This window comes from bacterium (assembly GCA_021372535.1).
Taxonomy (GTDB): Bacteria; Latescibacterota; Latescibacteria; order Latescibacterales; family Latescibacteraceae; genus JAFGMP01.
Genome location: JAJFUH010000051.1, coordinates 1 through 4,455 on the forward strand (window position 1 = coordinate 1; position 4,455 = coordinate 4,455).

The 4,455-nt window shown below is 53.1% G+C and carries 3 protein-coding genes; 2 read left to right on the forward strand and 1 reads right to left on the reverse strand.

From position 1 onward, the window contains the following. On the reverse strand, positions 1-627 hold a 627-nt coding region (locus LLG96_05705; GenBank protein ID MCE5249698.1), incomplete at its 3' end, for a hypothetical protein. Positions 628-1,900: 1,273 nt separating this feature from the next. Between LLG96_05705 and LLG96_05710 the strand changes: the two genes are divergently transcribed. Both LLG96_05710 and pdxA read left to right on the forward strand, forming a co-directional pair. Next, complete coding sequence (locus tag LLG96_05710; GenBank protein MCE5249699.1) at positions 1,901-3,355, forward strand: amidohydrolase; 1,455 nt, start codon at positions 1,901-1,903, stop codon at positions 3,353-3,355. A 40-nt stretch (positions 3,356-3,395) separates the two neighbouring features. Beyond that, positions 3,396-4,424 (forward strand): 4-hydroxythreonine-4-phosphate dehydrogenase PdxA, encoded by a 1,029-nt coding sequence (pdxA, locus tag LLG96_05715; GenBank protein ID MCE5249700.1) that lies wholly within the window; start codon positions 3,396-3,398, stop codon positions 4,422-4,424. The last annotated feature ends 31 nt before the right edge of the window (positions 4,425-4,455 follow it).

Here is a 4,455-nt window from a genome sequence, read left to right on the forward strand (position 1 = left end):
GTGGTAGGCCGGAACCCAATTCTTCCCCCAGCGGTACATATCGTTGTTGCTCCAGTCGAAGTTGCCCACCGGATCGGTTACCCGCACATCGAGGGTGTTCTCCCCGTCGAACCGTACCGCATTGGTGACATCCACCTCGAAAGGAGTATTGCCGATCACATCGTAGCCCACGAGCTTGCGATTGATAAACACCTCCGCCCGCAGGACGACCGAATCGAAAGCCAGGGTAATGCGTTTGCCCTTTAATGCGGAATCGACGGTAAACGTGGTGCTGAACCAGGAAACCCCGCGGTAGTCTCCCGCCTCGCCCCAGGGATTGCCGTTGCTGTTCCAGAAATGCTCTTCCACGGTGGCGGGAACCGGGATTACCTTATCCGCAGAGCTGTTCAGCTTGTCCCAGCCGCAGCTGGGCGGATTCACCGGGAGGGAAGCAATATCGACCGGCGGCATGAAAATGTCGTCATTGATCCATTGTGCCTCACGGTCCAGCCATAGACGCCAGTTATCACCGGAGAGTTCACGCTCCCATCTTCCGGGGTCCCCGGAAACGGAAAAGGCGGTGAAAAGAAGAAGAGATGCCAAAGGAAACAGAATTTTTCCACACACATGAATTATACCGTTCCTCATGATAATCATCCTTTTTGAATGTATAATTTATGAGAAATCTTTATTGAATTGACTTATTCCTGATTATCCATGAAAAATATGCTTAACCACAAAGACACCAAGGCACAAAGAGATATAATATATTATTAATACTGTTTTTAGCCCGGATTATTCATAAACTTGTTTTTTCTTACAAAAGATCCCCCCTGCCTTGCGGCATCCCCCCTTTTTAAGGGGGGAGATGGGCTGGCTCCCCCTTTGTTTTATAAGGGGGATACGGCGAAGCCGAGGGGGATCATGTAAAAGCATGGATAACATTATAGGATTTTGTTATTGTTGATATTAAATCATAGTTACTGCTACTATTTTCGGCGTTTATAAATAATCCGGATTAGTTACAATTAAAGTCGACATTGCTACCAATGATATATAAGATTCAAATCCGCAAAATCCGTGTTCTATTTAATTTTGTGAATAGATCGGGTTATGACGGGATGAAGATGCCGAACATAATGTGTGATAGCATCCGAACCGTCATTCCCCATATCAAATTCACGAGCAATCGAAATTCCTTATATTCTTTTTTAAAATGAGGCTTTTGTATAAGTCCGGATTATTGGTAGAAGCCCCCTTCCTGTCCTGCGGATATTCTTCTCCCGGAGAGGCAGGAAACAACAGCAGTATAACGAGTTCCTTTCCCCCCACAGGGGGACACGAAGCGGAGCGTTGAGTCACGAAGCGCAGGGGACCGAGGATTAGGGGGCTATGGTAGAAACTCATCTTCATTACAACCTGGAAAACGACTTTTGCAAAAAGGATAATAATGAATATTATTACTTATAGATTCTTTTGCAAGTATTATCTGCATGATGAACGATGAAATTTGTTACGTACATGCTTGTTAAACAGTGAAATACTCCGTTACAGAGCCATGAATCCATTCAAGCGGCGGCGCAGTTACCCTGCACAGCTTCGCAATCGTTCCATCCGGGCCGGTATCTCATCAAACAGCCTCTTGTCTGTCGCAGTCTCAGCTATCTGAAATGTGCCGTATCTGCTGAGCCTGACAACCTTCGTAACGGACCAGGTGTGTTTTACGGGCAGGCCGAGAAGCGACAAGCGTTTGATATTTATGGGAATAAACGGTTTTCGCAACCATAAATAAGGTCAAGTGAAAAGGATGTTTGCAGACCGGGCATTTTCATATTACTTTACAGTATTGCCATGAGGCAGATTCATTGCTAAAATCAGAATTCACATATAAATAATGTATCTCTCACTCCGGAGGTTCATCATGCGTTTGTTCTGTATTGTCGGATTGACAGCCCTGTGCGCCACGTTGCTTCTCCCCCGCGAGGGACTCTCCCGCAACCGCGCGGATTCTTACAAACAGGAAGCAATCGTCTGGATAGACGGCAACCGTGAGCAGTTTGAAAAGGCGGCCCAGTCGATCCACGAATTCGCCGAGACATCGCTCAGGGAACATAAATCGTCCGATTATCTGGCCGGAATGCTCGAACGTGACGGCTTCACCGTGGAGCGCGGAGTCGCCGATATGCCCACAGCGTTCGTGGCAACGTTCGGCTCCGGGCACCCGGTAATTGGCATACTCGCCGAATACGATGCGCTGCCCGGTCTCTCGCAGGTACCCGGCTTGCCCGAGAAAAAACCGCTCAGGGACGGCGCTCCCGGCCACGGCTGCGGGCACAACCTGTTCGGTACAGGCAGCGCCGCCGCTGCCATGGCGATGAAGGCGGTCATGGAAAAAAACAACCTCAAGGGGACGGTCAAACTGTTCGGCTGCCCGGCGGAAGAGACGCTTATCGGAAAAATCTACATGATGAAAGCGGGAGTGTTCGACGGTCTCGATGTGTGTCTCACCTGGCACCCGTCCTCAAACAGTAAAGCCAGTATGGCAAAAACCATTGCCCTCAATAACTTCGAGGTTATTTTCCGCGGCAAAACCGCTCACGGCGCCGCCGATCCCTGGGACGGCAGAAGCGCGCTCGATGCTGTCGAGCTCATGGACACCGGTGTCAACTTCTTACGGGAGCATGTCAAGCCCACGGTGCGCATCCACTATGTCATCCCGGACGGCGGGCTGGCTCCCAATATCGTGCCCGATTATGCGAAGGTCTGGTATTTCGTCCGCGATGAAAACCGTGCGGGTGTCGAGGATGTCTACAAGCGTGTGCTGAAATGCGCCGAGGGAGCCGCGCTCATGACCGATACCACCATGGAGGTGAACCTCATCACCGGGGGGTACGAATACCTGCCCAACAAGGTGCTCTCGAAGCTGCTCGACGAAAACCTCAGGATTGTCGGCCCTCCGCAGTTTACCGAAGAAGAACAGGCGTTCGCAAAGAAAATGCAGAAAAACCTCGGTGTGGAGGAAAAAGGGCTCAGCGCCGAAATCGAGGACTTTCCCGAAAAGGAAACTCCCGGCGGCGGCTCCACCGATGTGGCGGACATAAGCTGGAACATCCCGACATCGGGGGAGCTCGGTATTGCATCCATGCCTCCCGGTATTCCGGGACACAGCTGGGCGGTCGCTTCGGCGGTTGGCTGTTCGGTCGGATACAAGGGGATGATCGTTGCGGCGAAAACGCTTGCGGCGAGCGGCATCGAGCTGATCATGGATGCTAAAATCGTCGAGCAGGCGCAAAAAGAGTTCAGGGAAAAAACCAAAGACTTTACATACAAAAACGCCCTTCCGCCGGATCAGAAACCGCCGGTGCCGGAAGACTGAGTACCGTTTTGCGGAACGAATAACCGGGAGTATATAACGAATGAACAAACCTCTCTGCGCGCTCACCATGGGCGATCCGGCGGGAATCGGCCCCGAGGTGATACTCAAGACCCTCTTTTCGGCGCGGGCGAACGACTGCGCCCGTATGGTCGTCGTCGGATATCCGGAACCGTTTGTCCGTGACGCCGGAATGCTCGGGCTCGACATTACGGTTCGTGAAACAGGCTCGCCGGACGATATGAGCATGGACTCCAACACGGTCAATGTTATCGTTCCCGGCCAAAAAATGTCAGTCCCGTCCGGGTATGGCGTCGTTGACAGCGCCTGCGGACGAGCAGCCGGCCTCTGTATCGTGCGGTCCGCCGAGCTCGCGAAAAACGGCAGCGTCGATGCGATAGTCACTGCGCCCATTAACAAGGAAGCGCTCAACCTGGGCGGATATGCATTTCCGGGACACACCGAGTTCTACCAGTCTCTCACGGGCGCTGACGATATAGCCATGCTCCTCACCCTCGGGTCGCTGCGGGTGATTCATGTGGTGACTCATACCGCAATCCGTGACGTTCCCGATCTTATCCGCAGGGAGCGGATCGTGCGGGTTGCGGGTCTCATGTACGAGGCTCTCCTTCTCCTCGGAATCGAACGGCCGCGGCTCGCAGTATGCGGGCTCAATCCCCATGCCGGGGAGGCGGGCATGTTCGGACAGGAGGAAATCGGAGAGATCATTCCCGCGGTGAACGACCTCATCGGGCAGGGTATCGACGCTGTCGGCCCGATTCCGCCCGATACGGTTTTCGCACGGGCTTACAGCGGCCAGTTTGATGGCGTTGTGGCAATGTACCACGACCAGGGGCACATAGCGCTCAAGCTGGCGGGATTCAAACTCGGCAGCGAACGCCGCGAGGTCGGCGGAGTGAACACGACACTCGGCCTGCCGATAATCCGCACATCGGTCGATCACGGCACCGCGTTCGATATCGCCGGGAAGGGCATTGCAAGCCCGGAAAGCATGATCGACGCGGTCGAGATGGCCGCCCGGCTCTCACAGGGAAAAAAACGCCGGGGATAACCGTATTACGATGATATTTCTCAGTATTTCC

Coding starts and splice junctions, on each gene's coding strand:
- LLG96_05710 (MCE5249699.1), top strand. CDS start 1,901: ATGCGTTTGTTCTGTATTGTCGGATTGACAGCCCTGTGCGCCACGTTG.
- pdxA (MCE5249700.1), top strand. CDS start 3,396: ATGAACAAACCTCTCTGCGCGCTCACCATGGGCGATCCGGCGGGAATC.